Raw genomic sequence first — 17,676 nt, 5'->3', positions numbered from 1 at the left:
TTGGAAAAATTGCAATAGAAGAAAATTTCATGCATAACGGGGCGAGGAGCTTTCTCAAAACGAGGAGGGAGAGGAGAGGAGGTGTTGTATTTTATCCAAGATTTTGGAAAATAAGTTCCCAGGTACCCAGCACTCGATCTTATGAAATCAATGTATTAGTGGTGGGGACGTGGGGACCGAACATTTCGATAAGTATCTAAATAGGGGGCTGCCCCCCACTCGTTGTGGGTCAATACTATCTCTCCCGCCTCCCTCTCTTTTTGAGGTGGTCGCTGTGGAGAAGGCTAAAATAATGCGCCTTACTCAAAAATAATATACAACATGTGTGATGAGTAGGGGTATATAGCTATCCGAGTGCGCGATAGCGTAATGGCAACCGTGTTTACTCTCGACCTCGATGAGGATTACCGAAAAGATAACCCTGATGAACAGGCTTCACCCGATAAAATTGAGAGCGAGGTTATGAAATATGTTAGACAAGGTGTGAGTATTGATGATATTCTTGTTGAAACTACTACTCCGGACAAAGGGTTTGTGAGCATCCCTCTCAAAGAGCTATTGTCTACCTCGCATCGTTTTGGAGTTTCTACAACGTGTTGTGTGTAATCTCGATTTTTGAACTGGAGTATATAAACACGCTCGGCACCAAAACTATATACCCGTGCGCGAAGTTACGCACTGAAGACCACTCAGAGGTGATGCGCCATGCAGGCTGTGGTCAAATCAAACTCCCAGGTTCAAATAGGAGGATTCAAACAGAACAAGGATGCGAGCGGGTTCTATAAAATATTATGGTATATTTGGCTGGGTGCAGATATAACTGAAAATATTGATGAGGCGATGGAACGGGATCTCGTAGTCTTTGCGACTGAGAAGGCATTGTATGTTAGGTTTGATTTGCTTGAGCACTTGTTAGAGTTTTTCGATGTAAAAGAATTACCTGTAGTAGTTATGGGGAGATACGTTGTCTTAGATTGGAATATTCTAATGGAGAGGGCTTCTGAGAGTGAGGTCCCTACAAACAGTTAGATTTATACCCCGGTGCGTAAAGTTACGCACCGAGGTGGTAACCATGGCCAGAGTGCAAACCCTCTCCAAACCCCATATATTACCACAACAAGTAGTAATAGAACTCAACGAGGTAGTAGAAGCACTCACGAAGAGAGATCTTGAGAAGGTCAGCGACGTTAGGAGTGGAGTTTACACGCGTGAAGATCTCGCAAGTATCGCTGAAAGCAAGAACATGACGATGCACGAACTCCTGCGCCTTCTCCGTGGCCTCGGTGTGGTGCTACGTCTTCGTAGAGGTAGAGACGATTATTACATCTACGTGAGAGGATTGACAACAGAAGACATACTCCTCTACTTGAACGAGAAGTTGCGAAAACAATAAGGAGGTGAGGCGGGATGCAGGCTAGCTCTCAGGTTCAAATAGACGAAGGGCAATATAAAACTATCGCCCGTTTCCTAAATTATCTTTTTGGTAGTTATGTAGAGCAGGGGCTTGGCGACAAATATGCTGTCTTCGTGTTTAGGTATTTTGGAGATGATGAAAAAGTTATTGAGCAAATAAAGCAGAAATACAAATCAAAAGATGGCAGGACTTTCCACAAGTTTATATCTGCTGAGGCCCTTGTGAAAAATGCTGGAGAGATAGCAAAGTGGCTTTATGAGATGAGTAAAGCAGAGTTTGACGTGTACATTGCTCCTATTTTATCAACAACTACGAGTAGAAAATCAGAACACATGTTGAAGCTCACTCAGTTCATAGTAATTGACATTGACTGCAAAAAACTTCATCAAAAAGAACAGGACAAGAGAACGCTTAGAAGGATTGTTGATGACCTGAAGCTGTTTGATGAAGTCAAAAAGCACGCCAAAGCCCTCTCCCTAGCTATATCAAGCTTGAACTTACCAGCTGTTGTTGTATTCTCTGGGGGTGGTGTGCACGTCTGGATCAAGCTTTCAAAGCTAGAGAGTTTTGAGAAGGTTAGAGAATTCGCAGTGAACAAGCTTGCAAGGTTTTTCGAAGAGATTGCAAGCAATATCTCTAAAGACTTAGAGGTCGATACGAGTGTCTATGACGCTTCAAGAGTTCTAAGAGCCATAGGGACACTAAACAACAAATACATGACTGTAGATGGTGAAAGACTCAAGATCAGGGCTGAGGTGGTAAGGTTTGATGACAGGGCAATCGATTTCGAAGAACTGCAGAAGATTGTTGATAATGAGCTCGCGAAGATAAATTATGATGAAGAGATTGAGAAAGATGAAATTACAGATGAAGTTGAGCACACTGAGAATGTAAAGACTGCAAAACTGTCAGAGACGAGAGTGATTGCAGTCGTAAAAACGAAGAGAGGGTTGAAAAAGTTTGTTTATAACCTTAGCGATGTAAACATTATCAAATTCAAAAGAAGGATAGCAAATGTTTTGGAAGGACGTTACATACGGGGAAGGAGACATAACACTACATTAGCTTACGTGGGTGTTTTATACAAGAGAGGATTGCCTAAGGAGCTTGCTAAGAGTGTCGTCGAATATATCGTAGCATATTTCAACGACGAGGAAGAAGAGGATCGCCTTGAGTGTGTTGAATCAACGTATTCGAAAAATCCTGAAAAGGTTGCGACTTATAAAATCTTGAGAAAAGAAGCTAAATTTACGGAGGAAGAGGCAAAAGCAATCATTAGAGACTTGCTCGACGCCATAGAACACTATCTTGTCGAGAGGGCCGAGATTATCGACAGTAAGCAGGATTTCGATAAAATTGAACTCGCAGTAGACGATGGAGTTGTAATAATTCGTGTTGGTAAGAAAGTTCTTGTCTTTGGCGAAGATGAATTCGTAAGGAAGAAGCGTGTGAATGACAAGATAAAGCTTTCAATTAGTTCGAAGGCCCTCGCCGAGGTCGCAATCTCAAGATTTGGTCTTAGCGATGAGATTGAGGTCACAAACCTCGAAAAAGAGCTTCTCGCGTTATATCTCGACGCGAAATCGAGCGAGAAGAGCGATGAAGACGACTACATCGAGCAGTTCAACGCATTCTTGATTGAGATCGTGAAAGGTGCTGAGGTAGTTGAAACAACGTTCAAAGAAGATGAGGTCAATTCGCTCGTCAAGAGCAACGCTGTTGTGAGAGTTGCAGACGCGGATGGCAAGCTAAAAGTTCTCGCAGTCCCATCCGCCCTCGTTGTGAAGTTCGCTTTGGACAAGAGGCTCAAGAACTTCGCAAAAGAGTTCAACAAGCTTGCAAAGCTCATAAATCTCCTTGCAGGCACTGAAATTATCCAAAAGAAAAAGAAGAAGGGAGGGATTCGTTACTACTACATACGTTGCGATAATGACTACATTGACAGGGAGGCTCTTGAGAGTGTTCTAAACCACGTCGCGAGCGAGTCTGAACTCTACATGCTCTTGTCGAACCCCTCACGCGAACAAGAAGAACAACTCGCAGGAGGTGATGAGCTATGACCCTTGCGAAAGAATTTCTGAAAGACGAGAAACTACTCAGAGCCCTTGCAGAGGAGATCAAGAAGCACGCAGGGAGGATGGAAGTGTATGTTGATTTGCCAGACGACCCGGAGCTAATCAAGGAAATGAAAGCAGATACTGAGAACTTTGAATACGTCGAAGAAGAAAACATAATGAGAGTGAAGTTTCAAGACGAAATAATTGATTGGGGTAATGAGAGAGAGTGGAGAGACGCCGTGTGGGCGCTGTTGCACGTGCTTGATTATTACAATATTGATGTTATATATGTAGGGGAGGGGCTGGAAGCTATTGAGTTGAGAGACCTATACCTAAAGCGCCTTAGAGGTGAAATAAGCGTTTTTGAGGGTCAAGATCACACCGAGGGTGAGGGGGAAGTTGTGAGAGTGGTAAGTGAGGATGAAGAGCTTGAAGTTGAAGTAGAAGCGTTTATTTCAAGCTTGAAAAAGCTCATAAACCTTGCAAGCGGAGGTGAGGGTGATGAGTGAGCTCAAATCAGCCCGCGTAAAAGTGATTGGGCCCCCCGGCACTGGTAAAACTAGGAGCCTTGTCGATCTAGTTGAGAGAGTGCAGGGTGGTGATAGAGGAGTGCTCGAAACGCTTGGGCTTGAAAGGGCACCCCTGGGTGAAGAACTTGCATTTATAAGTCTTGAAAACTCAGCAATTCGAGAAATACTTGATAGAAGAGGGCAAAACGAGAAGGCGGGCTGGATACGAACCCTCGATGGTGTAATAGTGCGTGCTCTCGTTGTGTCAGGCAAAATAGAGAGCAAAGAAATCCCCTCACCTCAAAAAATCGATGTAATCAAGCAGAGGTTGATGAAAAGATTTAGGCTTGATGCTGATACGTTGAACACACACCTTGCAGAACTGACGAGAGCTATACACACGTTCCAAGACATTGAACAGGTGCTAAAGCATAACAAAGTTGTGAGGGCTTATTATGCTGAACTTGCGAAGAGAAAAATGCTTGATTACGATCTTGCAAGATTGAGAGCTCTTGAATACGCTGACGAAATAAGAGAAGCTATCGAGAACGATGAAAAGCACGATCTACCCCGCCTCGTTGTCGTAGACGAAGGCCAGGACTTCAGTGCTCTAGACTGGAAAGTGCTCTCCTCTCTCTTTCCATCCGCCCAACTCGTTGTGGCTGGCGATGATATGCAAAGTATTTTTGAGTTTAGGGGGGCAAAGAGTGAGATTTTCAAAAATATGAGTGCTAAGAAGGTCGTGTTGCTTGATAAGAGCTATAGACTACCCAAGGATGTGATAGATGTTGCAAAAAGCTTCGCTGACGCGACGCTGAAATACCACTACGAGTTTGCTGCGGCGGAAGATAAGGAAGCGAAGTTTTTCGAAGTTGATAGTGTGAAGAAGTTGCTAGCACTTGTGAGGGCTGCGCTAAAGCGATGTTTTACTGTCGCGGTACTGACGAGAAGAATATCGACAGCGGAACTGCTCAGAAATGTTTTTATAAGAAATCACATCTTCGCAGATACTTTCCAGCAGAACTATGCCAGCAAGGTCCATGAAGTTAGACAGCTGCTTGAGCTCGTGCAAAAACAGCATAAGTCGAAAAGAGACTATGAGCAGCTAGTGAAGCTAACGCAAAAGCTTGTTGAAGATCAAAGGGTTGTAAGATACGTGACAGAAACGTTCAAGCAAGGTCAAATCTTTTGGCACAGGCTGAACAGTCTCGAGATAAAGCTTAGAATGCTGAAAACACACATTAGAGAACTTGTTGAAGCATACAATACGAGCGGTGAGGGTGTTGTAGTTGATACAATGCACTCGGCAAAGGGACGAGAAGCTGACTACGTCGTGCTTGTTGATGATTTTCACTCAAAAACGCCGAGCTGGACTGAAGAAGCACGCCTGCTATACGTAGCGCTAACCAGAGCGAAGCGGGGGGTTGTGTTTGCGAAAATCTTCAAGAAGAACAAGCTCGTTGAACTGGCTGAAGAGATTGCTAATGAAGTTGCGTCTGTCCGTGCTCTTTGACCTTTCTTTTATTTTTGATATTTGCAAGGTTTTTACTCCCTGTAAAAACAGCCACGAGATTTCTTCTTTTGGCTTGTTTTGTAAAATGGGCCGAGTTTGCTTTATAAAGAGGTTTATGATACAGGAGGGTTTTTGTGGGTGTATCTCTACTCTGTAATATATTCCTAGATGAATATCCTATAATGGACCTGGCTGGGAACAACTTTGTGTTCCCCCCTACCCTCGTTCTGGAATTTCAATCGATTTCCCGTGTGGTCCCGGATACAGGAAGGGTGGAAGGCAAATGAACACATTGCGTTCACAAGCATGCTGACAAAATCCACGATTGATAACGCAATACTGTTTTTCATACACGTCAACGCTTTTATATGATTAGCCCCCTGGGATGGTGTTTTTTCACCCTCCCCTCATCTCGTCCTTCCCTTGCCCCCATCCTCGTTTTAGATTACTCAGATTTGGATAGAAGCGCACAAGTGTGAGCGTTGAATTTGACCTAGACTTCTTTTCTGAGGAAAAAACTTTACCCAGATTTGAGTAAGAATATACTGGAATATTCATTGGATTTTCCTTCATCAGAAAAAGAGCCCAGAGAAGGTTCAAATGATAACACTACATCACCCCAAACTTAGCCGAGAAATTTTTGCAGAGAAATTTACCCCCGTGCCTCGATTTTATTTCGTCTTTCAAGAAGAAATAAGCTCTTAGAATTTTTTCCGAATCATAAATTGCGAAAATTTACTAAAGCGGGTCTGTCCAAGCAGTAGAAGTCTAGATCGGGCAAGTAAGGGTTTAGGAGAGTGGAGGGGTTATGTGTCAACGAAGAACCTGTAGTCCCATACTATTGCCATGCCATGTGAATCACAAACAAGAAGATATGAATCAAACTCTCACAAACTACTTATAGGCGAATAAAAAGAAAGCGGATCACGCCTCATTGAGGTCTTTTACTTCAATTCCAAGCTGTCTGAATGTTTCAAGTAGATTCTCATACTCAGTTTGACTCAGGCTACCTTTTTCTGCTCTTATCTCAATAGTTACCCTCTCAAACTTGTTCTTCAGCAAGTTTAGTGCCCTCAGGATATCCCTTAGGCCTCCAATTCCCGGACCAAGTGTCAGATGTAGGTGAATAGACTTCACCTGGCTTCCTACGACTTCTTCTCTGCCCTTTGTTTCTGGTGGTACCAGTACAGCCTGCTTATCCCTGACTGCAGAGGGCTTCCATTCTTCCCTGGGAGCTCCAGCTATGCTCTCAGCCGTAGCTTCCTCTTGAGTTATAGCCTGAGCTTCAGCTTCTGCTTCAGCTTCAGCCTTTGCTCTTGCCCTCAGCTCTTCGCAGTACTTCCTGTTCACGATGACCTCTTTCTCGTCAAGAGTAACCGTGGGTTTTTCACCAAGGTATTCGCAGGTTACCTCTTCTCCGATGAGATATCCCAATCCAAAGCGCCCCTCACTAACTCCTTGCCTTATCGCATCTATAAGCACACTCTCACTCTTCAAGAGTGGCATTCCCGGAGTCTTGAGGAAGCTCTCGTAGAGTGCCTTCGTTGGGATGTACTTCTTCCCATCTAGGTACTTCATCTCAATGACCACTGGGGCCATCTTCTCGACGAGTTTACCCTCCTCTTTGAGCTTCTCATAGATGAGTTCTTCGATAGTCTTTTTTACTCCTACCGGCTTCATTCCGAGGTCAAGCTCTTCGTAACCTCCGGACTTTGGAAGGAGGACAAGCCTGTACAGTTCAGAGATCTTCTGGAGAATGTCGTCCCTCGCTCTCTTCAGGTTCTCCTTTACATCCTCTCTCTGCTCTGGCGTCAGGTTGAGAATACCTTTCTTTGCCTTATCCTCAATGACCTTCCAAGCTAGGTATCTTCTTATGAACCGATTGAACGTAGCTCTTTCTGTTTCCCGCGGAACGAGGAAAATGAGTGTATTCTTGTGAACCCTCTCACCCTCTCCATATGACTGGAGGATCTGAAGAACCTTATCCTTATCGTATTCCCTCAGAACCACGAGCTTCAAGCTCGGATCGTTGTCTGGAACGTCTGAAGGCTTTGAGGGCCAAAGATATACCTTCTTGAAGTATCTTCCTTTGAGCTGGCCTTTCAACAGTTCGTACTCAACTTCCCTTATTTCTTCATCTCCGATGTTGTTCATCTCATCAACTACAAGCTTGTTGAGGTTCGGCTCAAGGCTGAAGAAGTAACGCCCATTGCGATAGTGAAGGTACAGGAGGTTGTCTTTGAGGTATAGAATAGCATCCCCCACGATACTGCTCGAATATCTCAAATCGGCACAGGAAAGCTTGATTTCCTTCGTGGTTGCTCCATTCACTTCTCCTCCTGAGAAAGAGTACATAAAAATGGCTGTTGCAGCTCTCGTTCCTATACGGTAGTGCTCGTAAGATTCCCCCAGCATTCTATCGACTTTCTTTGCTCCCGAGTTCGGGGACAGAATGTCCGCGTCAAGTACAGAGTAATATCGGCTTTCCCCAACAATGTCAATGAGCTCATCCCTCAGCATTTTGAAGCTCAAATCGAAGTCGGAAAGCCTTATGAAAGGTACGTCCTTGCCAAGAAGCGAGCGCACGACTATCGAGAGGAGCCTTAGAACACCCCTCGTACGCTGGAACTTTGGTAGACTGCCCCATCTCTGATACAGGACGTCAATGACTTCCGGCTGGAAAGGATAGCTCCTCAAGAACTTCTGTCTGTACTGGTAAGCATTGAGACCTTCGGGGATAAGGTTTTCCTTTTCAAGGTAGTCCACAATCTCTTTCGCGACGGCCTCCATCTCGGCCTCGTCGATCCTCTTGAAAAGTCTCGTTCGTATGACATCATAAACCTCCTCTTCCTGAACAGGCGTGAAGACTTTGTGGGAGCGACCTGCTATCTTCTGGAGCTTTTGGAAGTACTCTTCAGCTTTCTCGGAATAGTGCTCAAGAATGCTCGATGGAAGAGTCATCACAAGCAGGACTCTATCTGTGGTTTTTACGACCTCCGTGAGCTCGTGGATGAAAGCCAAAGTCTGGTCGGCAAGGGTAGTTTCTCCGACTTTTATGTCTACAGCTCCCGTTCCTACTCCAGCGGCCTTCACCATGTACTCAAGGAGCTCATCTATGAGAATAAGCACAGGGGCGTTCTCCTCAAGAATCTTTGAGAGCTTCTTCTTGCCTGGAGATGTCATACCCTTTAGTAGCTCGACCTTTCCAGTGAGCTGGCGCTCGAGCTCCTCCCAAAGAATGTCCTCCTTGGCATCAAAAGCAGTCCCATCAAGAACAACAACCTTGACGTTCCACTCGCGTGCCTTGTGGTAAAGGGCTATGAGCGAGTGCGTCTTGCCTCCGCCAAAGGGGGTCTGGAGTTGAATAATGGCATCACCAACTCCCTCAAGTAATCTCCTTTTGGCGATTTCAAGGAGCTGGCTAAGGCCTTTTGTTATATATGTCCTCTCCCAGAAAAGTTTGGGATTCCTGTACTCCTCTGGTCCCTTATTCTGATAAACGCTCCACAGATCAGCCGCAAAGGTATCAAGCGTAAATCTCCCCTCTCTTATATCATCATGAGGTATGGCAATCTGGTAAAATGGCTTCAACGCCATAGACTCACCAAGAGCTATGTATAACTTTGGGTATTTTGAGTTTTCCGGTTACCTACCCATTACTTGATCCAATGAGTCCTTTGAGCTTATCAACAATGTCTGTTTTATTTCCGATGAGTTCTGTGGTCTTATTCTTGAGAAGCTCCCCCAGCGAGCTTACCTGTTCGTAAATCCAGCCAGGATTGTCGATATTTGAAATCAAGGCCTCTATCTTGTCGGGATCGTCTCCAAAGGCCTCAAAGTACTTGTTTATGACTCCCCGGAACTCCCAGTGCATAGTGCTCATGACGACCTTGAGCGCCGTGCTTCCCCCGTAGCGGTAAATCACGTGGAAAAGGTGCGTTTTCCAGAGGATATTGCCGACGAGCTTGTACGAAACCTTGTAAGCAACGTTCTCCTTCATGAATATGAGCTCCAGCCCCACTATGAAGAGCCTCTCGTAGAAAGCTGAGTAGGTGTCCTTATCTCCCGGAGTTACCCGCCGTGCGGCCTTGACGAGTCTGTTGTAGTCACGGGCAAACGAGCAGACCATGAGCATATCCTCAACTTGGGAAGGTTTGAGAGTGTTTTTCAGCTTCTTGATTTCTCTGTCATCTAAATAAGGCAGTTCAATTCCATAATCCTTCGATAGCCCCTCTGCAAGGTTCTTGTACTTATGGAGAGCCACCGTGAGGTTTGAAACTTCCTCGTTGTATGTAGCGAGGTTCCGGTATCCGGAGACGTTCTCACATTCGGGGAGTAGGGGCAGTGATGCGATGGATGTCGCCAAAGCAAGGGTGACATTGTCATAGCCGTACTTGGAGATGCTCCTCCAGAGGCTCTGGGTAAAGTTCTGGAGGCTTACCTTTAGCTGGAGTGCTTCTTCTTGGCTCAGGTTGAGTGGTTCGGCTTCTTCTGACGTTGCAGGAACCCGCTCTCCGGATTCGCCAGAAAAGATGCTTGGGGCTGGAACTGAGACGCTGGAATCATTTGAGAAGCTCAGCGGGATTGCAACTTTCTCCTCGGATGTTGCCTCGCGCTGAATGAGTCCCCACTGCCAAGTCGCTGCGAGGATCATGGGCACTATAAGCCCAACAATTGCAAAACCTAGTGTTCCCCTCAGAGGGCGGTCACCCATTTGTGTTACAGAAATCCGGGAATACAAAAGCTTTTCTCTTGTTGTAAATAGCTTCAAGAAGTAGTCTGCTTCAAAAGTGTACCCCCTAGAGTTAGGCATATGTCCTAAGACTGATATAAGTAACCACCCCAATATCAGAGTAGGGGTAACAACTACTGAATTTCTTCAAAGCTAGAGAACTCATTGAATACTCATGAGACAATCCCTCTAGAAGATAATAATGACTTTATAATCGAGCAGGTGGCGAAGATATACAAGTTCGGTAGTGTCCATAAGGCTATAAAGTTACGAGAGGAGCTTGAATCTGCAATAGGAGGTAAGGAATAGATTCAAGGACGACTACGATGCCCTCATCTTCAGCGAGGTAGTTATGTTGTCAAGCAAGTCTGACGAGCTATGCACCCTGTACACCATTGATAAAAACTTCGCGAGAACTGCTAAGAAACCCTTGAGGAAGTGAAAGCTGAGAACCCGGAGAAAAAACTTCGAGTAGTTTACCTCCCAGATGAAATTTGGAGAGAAGGACCGTAACGAGCCAAAAATCACCTCCTTATGAACTTCTCAAGTGTCTCCTGCTTTCCAGACTTCTCCTCGCTGTTGAAGAGCGAGTAGTCACCTTTCTCAATGGCCCTCTTTATGTGCTCCCTGCCAGCGAGGAAGCCATCGAGGAGCTTCTTCTCCTTGCTGTCCTTCGGCAGAACCTCGCTGATGACTTGAGCCACCTTGTAGAAGACGTCCTTCTCGCCCCAGCCTGTCTCAGCGAGCAAGCTTACCATCTCCCTCTTCCTATTGGCCTGCCATAGGAGTAAGACCTTGTGAAGAACGTCTATGAGATCATTACCCTTTATCTCATTCAGCTTCCTGTCCTGCGGGCCAAGAACACGAATGAACTCCTTCTCCTTCACGATAAAGCCCTTGTTCCACTCTTTTTCAAGGTCGAGCCCAACGGAAGTTGCGAGCTTTCTTGCTTCGTCAAAGTGAACCTTCGCCTCGCCGTACATCCAGCGCCAGAGCACGTAGAATTTCGTGAGTGGTGATAGCTCTGAAGAGATGTCCTCGTGGAGAACCTGTCTTATAGCATAATCAGTTACTATGTCTCTCACGAGCTGGAGCAAGCGATCACCCCTTATCTCGTTGCCCTCATAGTCAAGAATCTTCTCGTACTTGCCGAAGACTTCGATGGCCGAGCCTATTGCAGCTATGAAGAAGTCCGCACCACTTATGCCCTCCTTCCATAAGGCGTCAAGCTTCTGCTCAAGAGTCTTCCTTAGATCTCTCTTGATTTCCTCAAACCAGCCAACGCCCTGCTTTTCTATCTTGCGAGCGACGATGTAAATTGATGAAGCTAGAGCGGCAGATTCTTTCGCTCTGAGCCTGTTCGCCATCTCTGTATGGATTGGCCAGGAAGCTGTGGGAACGAGACCAGAGTCAAGGAGCGAGTTTATGAGCGTTTCCCAGCCCTCTGTAGTTTTATGGGCGTAAACGAGCACGAGGATTCCGTTCGGCTTGAGGACGCGGTGGATTTCCTTTAGGGCTTGTCTCATGCCTTCTTCGAACTGTTTCTTTGCCGCTTTCCAATCCTTATCGTGAGTATAAGCAACGAGTTCCTTGCTCTTTGGAGTTAGTGGTGTCAGAAACAGCTCTGGATAGAGGTCTCCGATGGTTCTCTTGAGCCAAACATAGAAGAAGTCGCTGAGATAAGAGTAGGGCACGTTGTCATAGTAGGGGGGATCTGTGAATACAGCATCAAAGTAGTTATTAGGGTAGGGGAGAGAAGTTGCTGAATTCTGACCAACCTGAGGAACTCTAGGTGATTGTACCTCTGAAAAGTGCTCAACACTTTTTAGACATAGATGCAGGATAGTTCTAAAACTACCAGTCGAATTACTAAATGGGTTTACCTCAGGATAGTCCCACACCATAGGAAGAGCATTTCTTGAGAACAAATGTTTTACAGCTTCAGAGGTATTTTCCCAGCGCGTGAGAGTATTTGAGAAGGCTGCAACCATATCTACACTAAGTGCTAGAAATGTAACAATAGCTTTTGCGTACTCTTTATTATAACCCTCTTCAAGCATTCTCTGATAAGCATTTTTTATTTTTTCTGCTAAAGTTATCATAACAAGTTTCTGTCGGTCGTTGAAAAGATCACCCCAAATTTTCATACCATAGTTTTGAACCCTGAAGCCCAGAGTACCCTTTGGAGGCAGGGGTTCGTCCGGTACTGGATCAATGTCCCACTTCTCCATAAGCTTTACTCTTTTCTCCTCAAGATAGTGCTTCGCCTCCTCGTAGGCTTGGATGTCCTTCTCCGTTGGCAGGCGATACATCTTACCCCTCTTGTCTGGATGGTGGAGGATAACGGCAACCATTCTTTGCCCGGCCTTTCCCTCGCGGAAGAGCTTTCTCACGGTGTTCGCGTCGTGGGTCATGCCACAGACCGGACAGGTCACCTTCGCGCCCTTGACTGTGCCCTTTGAGGGATCAAAATTCTCTGGCATAGGCTCGTAGCCGTCGCCAACTATCTTGAACTTGACCTCGTTGCCCTCAACGTAAGGATACAGGGCTACCTTCTTGTTATCCTTCCTTACCAGCCAGAACTGTCTCATTAGAGGAATCTCGGCACCGCACGTGGGGTTCTGGCACTTTATCGTTCTCGCCCAAATGTATCCTACAGGAATGTAACCGTCCTCATCTTGGGGGTAAAAGCGCTCAAGCTCTTTCTTAGCTTCTTCAAGAACCCACTCTCCCCACCTCTTTACGTCCCTCACGAGGTCGTACCCCTTACCCTTCTCCTCCGGTGAGAGCCACTCTTCAAGTACCCCCTTCTTTCTCTTCCCGTACTTCTGAGGGTACTCAAGGACGGCCTTGAGGATGAGAACGGCAACTGGATTGTAATCAAGGGCATAGGTTTCACACCCTAGGCGGAGTGCCTCAAGAGGTATTGAACCACCGCCTGCAAAGGGATCGAGAACGCGGGGCCTTTCCTGGTTTGGGTCGTCACGTATTTGCTTGAAGTATTCAAGAATTTCTTCTCTAGCCTTCTTTATTATTTCCTCGTTTAGTGAATTCTCCCATTTTGAGAGCTTTGCTATGAATTTCTTTTTTCTTTCAATTTCATGCTCGTCCTTTGGTGCTGGAATAAGAGCAGCAAAGTTAGTTGCTCTTGATGCTGCTAGGGGACGTCTCGCCCACCAGATGTGAAGAGTCGAAATATGACCATGTCTTATGTTCTTCTCCCTTACGGATTCTTCACTTACCGCTTTGACCGGAAAGGCCACCTCGATAAAGCGCTTGTCCTCCATAATTTCACCTCCAAGCCCTTGCGATTACCAACAATCCGACAATAAACAGGATAAACTTGAATATGCTATACCATTTTGGGTCGAATACCTTATCTTCGAGGTGATTGAACTGGGTTTTTCTTGTCTCTACGATGGTTGATGTAATCTCGAATCCCAATTCCCGCTCTCTCTTGAGTGCAAGACTTGCCATCGCACGTAGATAGCGGGCATTTTTCCTGGCGATAAATCCGACGGTACCCATTATCCAGCCTCCCAGTATGAGAACAAGACCTGCCAGTATCTGATTTCTGTCATAGAGGAGCATTGCAACTGACACAATAGTAAACAATAATGGAAGTCCAAACTGAGTAATACTATGGAGCTGAGAGTCAAACTGCTGTATTTTGCTCTCTATCAGCTTGAGCTCTTCAACTATCATTTGAGGATCTGTTTTCGAGTTATCAGCTCCATTGGTCTCCATTCTACCGCCTCCTCAGACCTCAACCTTTTCCCCTTTCTTCCTCCACTCCTCAACCGGGACTTTGAACCTTATCTCGTACTTCTCCACGACTTTGAGGGTGTGAGCGGGATCACGGATGATGTAGAGCGTCGGCCTTTCGGCGGCGTAGGCGACGACGTAAAGCCAGTACTTGTCCTTCAGCCTCTTCGCGGTTACGTACTCGTTCCATGTAAGCTCCACATCCCCAAGTCTTGCCCTTGCCTTTACTTCTATGTACCTCTTCTCACCGTTACCCTCGGAGTAGATATCGTAACCGAGGTTCTCTTTCGAGACGTCCCTTGGCTCTCTTCCATGTTTTCTCTCGTATTCCATCGCTATCTGCATCCCTATCTCCTCTATGCTTGGGTCTTCGCCCATATCTCCCCGTGGCAGAACGTAGACTGCACCCACAAAGGTTGGCACTTCGGTTGTAAGGCTTGTTTCTCTCCGAATCCTTTCCGGGAGTTCTTCGAGTGCCTTCTTATATCTGTTTAGCCTTTCTTCAAGGTTGCGTATTGTAAGAGTATATCTTTTCCTTTCCTCGGGTGGGAGGAGCTCATATTCAGCCAGCTTGTAATCGAGGTCGTCTATGAGTTTCTTGAGTGATTTGATGCCGTACTTTTCCTTTATCTCCGCTTGTCTCTTTCTCTCTTCGAGGAGTTTTTTCATGTACTTCCTCAATTCCTGATGGGCATAGTGCATGGCTTCGTCCCTGCGCTGGAAGTCCACCTCAACCTCTGGGGAGTCTCTCGCTGGCTCAAGGTCCCAGATGATCTTTGGGTCAATGGTCTCGAACTTCTCTCCGTCGTCGTACACTGCTATGAGGGTTTTTCCTGCCGTCGAGCCGAATCCGTCTTTCACTTCTCCCTCAAAGAACCAGATGACGCCGTGTAGTCTGTTCCTTGGATCATAGAATACCGAGCCCTTCAGGAGTTCTTCGCGATAGTTCTCGCGAACCCAGTAAAGTAAGGCCTCAAAGAGTGGATGCCCGAAGGAGACGAACTCAACGTCGTCCCTCTTCTCCGATAGCTCCTTATCGAAGGTTATTGCCTTGTACGAGCGTTCTACCTTTCCGTAGCCTTCTCTTTCGGCTATCTCACGGAGAACGCGGGGCACTCTATCTACTGAGTACACGTGGGGTTCTCTCTCCCTCACCCTCGCGTTGAGTCTTGCCATGGCTTTCACGAAGAAGAGTTCAAGGTACTCTGGTGAGAGCCTGTTCTCTTCAGCCTTTTCGAGAAGGTGTTTTACCTTAGTGAGGTCAATGTGTTTGGTCGCGAGGCTTTCCCCGAGGACCTCTTTTGCCCTCTTGACAACTTCATCTGTTTGGAGGGCTTTTTCTTGCTCCTGCAGGACGCTCTCTGGGTCCCTCATCATGGCTGCTACTTCTGCGAGCACCTTGTAGAGGTTCTCCCCGTCTAGGAGCTCGCCAATGACGTCGTAGACCTTGTCTCCGAGGGCTCTTCTTATCTCCTCTATCTTCTGCAATAATCTCCTGAGGACTATGCCTTCCCTCGTGTTCTCAGCGACGAAGTTGAAGATGTGTACTGGATACTTTTGCCCGTAGCGGTGCACCCTTCCTATCCTCTGCTCAAGCCTGTTTGGGTTCCAGGGTATGTCGTAGTTTATGAGCAGGTGGCAAAACTGGAGATTTATCCCCTCTCCTGCGGCTTCTGTAGCGACCATGACTTGGGCCCATGTCCTGAAGTCCTTTTCGCGCTGAATTCTCTCTTCCATCGACATCTCACCGTGGATTGAGGTCACGGTGTAGCCCCATTCTTGGAGCTTGTTTACGAGGTAATCGAGAGTATCCTTGAACTCGGTGAATATCAGGACTTTCTCGTTCTCCCCGTGCTCTTTCCGTATGATTTCAAGTGTCTCCTTGAGCTTGCGGAGTTTTGTTTCCTGTTCCCTCGCTATAAGGTCTTCAGTCATGCGAATGAGTTCTTCCAAAGTTTGGATTTCACGTCTTATCTTCTCTTTTTTCCTCGTTATAAGCATAACTTCCATTTCACGCTCTTTTTTCCAACGTTTCCTTTCTTCTTCATCTTCAAGTTCGAGCAGGTCCTCAAAGGTTAGTTGTGCCGGTTCCTCTTCTATCTTCCCGGTTCTCAGGTATTCTTCCAAGCGAGCTTTTCTTCTCTTTAGTGATTGAAGGAGGGCGTAAGTACTTGAAGCAAACCTCCTTTGAAGTATGACGAGGGGGAAGACTATGCTTCTTTTCTTCCCTTCTTCCAGCATTGTGTACTGGTCGCGAATGTAGAGGGAGAGATAGTTATAGACCTTCATCTCCTCGTCCGTGAGTTTGAATGAGACTGTGTGGGAGTACCTGGGCTTGAATATCCTCCGACCTTCGAAGTCTACAAGATCTTCTTTCATACGCCTAAGGAATATAGGGTTCTCGTTTTTTCTTATAGCTTCAAGGAGTATTTCTTTATCGCTGAAGAGCCCCGGTAGGAGGAGGTCGAGGAGAAGGCGAAAGTTCTCAGGATCTCCTTTGTGAGGAGTTGCTGTGAGGAAGAGCATGTGGGTGGAATTTTGGGAGAGCACTTCTCCGACGCGGTATCTCTTGGTGCGATATATTTTCCTGCCGAATCGGTAAGCAGCCATTTTGTGAGCTTCATCAACCACTACCAGATCCCAGCTCACTGTTTCAAGGCTCTTCCTTATGTCTTCCTGTTTGAGAAAGTCGATTGATGCTATTACTTGCTTTTCTCGCCTCCATATATCTGGCGTGTTCCTATACATTTCTCTCCCAACGACCGTAAATTCCTCTTCGAACTTTTCCTTCATTTCCCTGCGCCATTGGTCTATAAGATGCCCCGGGACTACGATGAGGATTCTTTCTGCGAGTCCTCTGAGCTTGAGCTCTTTTATCACGAGTCCAGCCATAATTGTCTTTCCTGCACCAGGGTCATCGGCAAGGAGGAATCTTATTTGGGGATTTTTGAGGATGTAGTTGTAAACTGCATCAATCTGGAAGGGGAGTGGAACTATCTTTGAAACGCTAACGGCTAAAATAGGATCGTAGAGTGAAGCAAACTGATATCTCTTGGCTTCGATTGCAAGGGCTACAGCTTCGGGATCTCCTTTGAATGTGAGGGGATTTTCTACAATCTCTATGTTCTTGAGTTCTTCTTTTGTGAGGAGTGACATGCCAGGTTGACTACTGAAAAGACCTTTCCAAGCTATTTTGAATGTTTGAGCTCTTTCATTATACTGAACCATTTCAACAAGAATAGGTTCTTTCCATTTTGTGCTCTTGAGAATGTAGCCGGGTTTTATCATCTCTTTCATTCCTACCAACCGGAGAGATTTTCTATCTCGTGAGATAAAAAGATTTTGAGATAGCTTGAAGAATTTATATAGGGTACTATAAGAATCGGAAGAGTGCTCTTAGTCTTCCTATTCTCTCCTTGCGCTTTTGCTCTCCGTATACTCCCAATAGCCTTCTTCCTTATAACGCTTGAGGTCTATAACAAAGAGTTATGGGGATCTCATCAAAGACAGAGTGAGTAGCTCGATCTGCATGAGATTTATGTCTTTTTATTGGTTTGTAGTTGGGCTAGAGCATCGCTTGGGTTCCCTCAGCTTATGCCATACCATATACCTTCTCCTGTTGCTGATACTTCTTTTTTCTTCCTTATTTATTTTGGAACTATGTCAAATCATCTTGAGTAGCATCA

General features: G+C 45.9%; 11 protein-coding genes. 6 read left to right on the top strand and 5 right to left on the bottom strand.

All coding sequences use genetic code 11. The annotated features are described in order from the left end of the window. The first annotated feature begins 369 nt into the window (after nucleotides 1-369). The 6 genes from P8X24_RS08110 to P8X24_RS08085 all read left to right on the top strand — a co-directional run bounded on the left by P8X24_RS08110 (nucleotide 370) and on the right by P8X24_RS08085 (nucleotide 5,493). A complete protein-coding gene (locus P8X24_RS08110; protein WP_372915210.1) occupies nucleotides 370-606 on the top strand; it encodes a hypothetical protein in 237 nt (78 codons plus the stop codon). A 99-nt stretch (nucleotides 607-705) separates the two neighbouring features. Next, entirely contained in the window at nucleotides 706-1,029 is a 324-nt protein-coding gene (locus P8X24_RS08105; protein ID WP_372915208.1) for a hypothetical protein, read from the top strand. A gap of 43 nt (nucleotides 1,030-1,072) precedes the next feature. Continuing rightward, nucleotides 1,073-1,393, top strand: coding sequence for a hypothetical protein (locus P8X24_RS08100; protein WP_372915206.1), 321 nt, complete (start codon nucleotides 1,073-1,075; stop codon nucleotides 1,391-1,393). Nucleotides 1,394-1,407: 14 nt separating this feature from the next. Continuing rightward, nucleotides 1,408-3,474, top strand: a complete 2,067-nt coding sequence (locus P8X24_RS08095) for a hypothetical protein (protein ID WP_372915204.1) — start codon at nucleotides 1,408-1,410, stop codon at nucleotides 3,472-3,474. Beyond that, a complete protein-coding gene (locus P8X24_RS08090) occupies nucleotides 3,471-3,980 on the top strand; it encodes a hypothetical protein (protein ID WP_372915202.1) in 510 nt (169 codons plus the stop codon). The genes P8X24_RS08095 and P8X24_RS08090 overlap by 4 nt, the downstream gene beginning before the upstream one ends. Beyond that, entirely contained in the window at nucleotides 3,973-5,493 is a 1,521-nt protein-coding gene (locus P8X24_RS08085) for a UvrD-helicase domain-containing protein (protein WP_372915201.1), read from the top strand. Before P8X24_RS08090 ends, P8X24_RS08085 begins: the two co-directional genes overlap by 8 nt. A 924-nt stretch (nucleotides 5,494-6,417) precedes the next feature. Here P8X24_RS08085 and P8X24_RS08080 read toward each other — a convergent pair. The 5 genes from P8X24_RS08080 to P8X24_RS08060 form a co-directional block, all read right to left on the bottom strand. Beyond that, nucleotides 6,418-9,090, bottom strand: a complete 2,673-nt coding sequence (locus P8X24_RS08080; protein WP_372915199.1) for an ATP-binding protein — start codon at nucleotides 9,088-9,090, stop codon at nucleotides 6,418-6,420. Nucleotides 9,091-9,142: 52 nt separating this feature from the next. Beyond that, the gene (locus P8X24_RS08075; protein WP_372915197.1) at nucleotides 9,143-10,207 is read right to left on the bottom strand and encodes a hypothetical protein; all 1,065 of its coding nucleotides are present in this window, start codon (nucleotides 10,205-10,207) and stop codon (nucleotides 9,143-9,145) included. Between the two features lie 542 nt (nucleotides 10,208-10,749). Then, nucleotides 10,750-13,512, bottom strand: a complete 2,763-nt coding sequence (locus tag P8X24_RS08070) for a DUF1156 domain-containing protein (RefSeq protein ID WP_372915195.1) — start codon at nucleotides 13,510-13,512, stop codon at nucleotides 10,750-10,752. A 4-nt stretch (nucleotides 13,513-13,516) separates the two neighbouring features. Next, on the bottom strand, nucleotides 13,517-13,972 hold the full coding sequence (locus tag P8X24_RS08065) for a hypothetical protein (RefSeq protein ID WP_372915193.1): 456 nt from the start codon (nucleotides 13,970-13,972) through the stop codon (nucleotides 13,517-13,519). Nucleotides 13,973-13,984: 12 nt separating this feature from the next. Then, entirely contained in the window at nucleotides 13,985-17,287 is a 3,303-nt protein-coding gene (locus P8X24_RS08060; RefSeq protein WP_372915353.1) for a helicase-related protein, read from the bottom strand. Between the last annotated feature and the right edge of the window lie 389 nt (nucleotides 17,288-17,676).

Source organism: Pyrococcus kukulkanii (genome assembly GCF_041647995.1).
Lineage (GTDB): Archaea > Methanobacteriota_B > Thermococci > Thermococcales > Thermococcaceae > Pyrococcus.
The sequence above is the reverse complement of the archived record's forward strand: the minus strand, read 5'-3'. Positions and strand labels throughout refer to the sequence as shown.